This window comes from Rhodanobacter spathiphylli B39 (assembly GCF_000264295.1).
Lineage (GTDB): Bacteria > Pseudomonadota > Gammaproteobacteria > Xanthomonadales > Rhodanobacteraceae > Rhodanobacter > Rhodanobacter spathiphylli.
The window spans coordinates 1-1142 of record NZ_AJXT01000079.1 but is presented as its reverse complement, the minus strand read 5'-3'; the positions used below and the strand labels follow the sequence as shown (position 1 = coordinate 1142).

At 61.1% G+C, this 1142-nt stretch carries 1 protein-coding gene; it reads left to right on the top strand.

What is annotated here, in order from left to right:
* Nucleotides 1-58: 58 nt before the first annotated feature.
* Nucleotides 59-1057 (top strand): IS5 family transposase, encoded by a 999-nt coding sequence (locus tag UU7_RS17035; RefSeq protein ID WP_007810605.1) that lies wholly within the window; start codon nucleotides 59-61, stop codon nucleotides 1055-1057.
* Nucleotides 1058-1142: the final 85 nt, after the last annotated feature.

The following is a 1142-nucleotide window of genomic DNA, read 5'->3' as shown; positions in this document are numbered from 1 at the left end:
GGAAACTCTGATTTTGCTTCGCTGTCGAAGCACGCACCTGTCCAAGAGAGTGTAGACGATGGCCGATCAGCTGACCTTGGCAACGCAGGTCGACGGTGGATTTGAAGCCCACCGCAAGGCCACGCGACGTGATGTGTTCCTGGCCGAGATGGACAAGGTCGTGCCGTGGCCGGAGCTGTGCGCGGTAATCGAACCGTTCTATCCCAAGGCACGTGCCGAAGGCGGGCGTCGCCCCGTGGGTTTGGAGCGCATGTTGCGCATCCACTTTCTGCAGCAGTGGTACGCGCTGAGCGATCCCGCGGTAGAGGAAGCATTGTACGACTCGGCGTCGATGCGCCGCTTCGTGGGCATCGATCTGGGGCGCGAGCCGGCGCCGGACGAAACGACGGTGTGCAAGTTCCGCCACCTGCTGGAAAAGCACGGGCTGGCCAAAGAGCTGTTCAAGGCAGTGAATCGACATCTGCACGACAAGGGGTTGAAGCTGTCGCAGGGCACCATCGTCGACGCGACGATCCTTGGTGCACCGTCGTCGACGAAGAATCGAAACAAGGCGCGTGATCCGGAGATGCACCAGACGAAGAAAGGCAACCAGTGGTATTTCGGCATGAAGGCGCACATCGGCGTGGACGAGGCCACCGGCTTGGTTCACAGCGTGGTGACGACGGCAGCGAACGTGGGTGATGTCACCCAGGTCGGCGATCTGCTGCACGGCAAAGAGAAAGTCGTGTTTGGCGACGCCGGCTACACGGGTGCCGAGAAACACGCGCCTGCCAAGCGAGGGCGGACGTGGCATATCGCTGCCAAGCGCAGCAAGGTCAAGGCGATCGAGGATGAGGCATTGCGCGCTCTGACCGAAGAGGTCGAACACCTCAAGGCGTCGATCCGCGCCGCCGTCGAGCACCCGTTCCGCGTGGTCAAACGGCAATTCGGTCATGTCAGGGCGCGCTATCGTGGCTTGGCCAAGAACGGTGCGCAAGTACTGACGCTGTTTGCGCTGAGCAATCTGTGGATGGCCCGACGAACCTTGTTGGCGACCGCAGGAGAGGTGCGCCTGTGAGGCAGGCAATGAGACATCAACCGAGGTATGGCAGCAGAGTGCCGGCAAGAATCAACCCATAATTCATCGTTCGGCGCAGCCAATT

What these genes read in the sequence shown, in the direction of transcription:
- UU7_RS17035 (WP_007810605.1), top strand. Translation starts at nt 59, where the DNA reads ATGGCCGATCAGCTGACCTTGGCAACGCAGGTCGACGGTGGATTTGAA.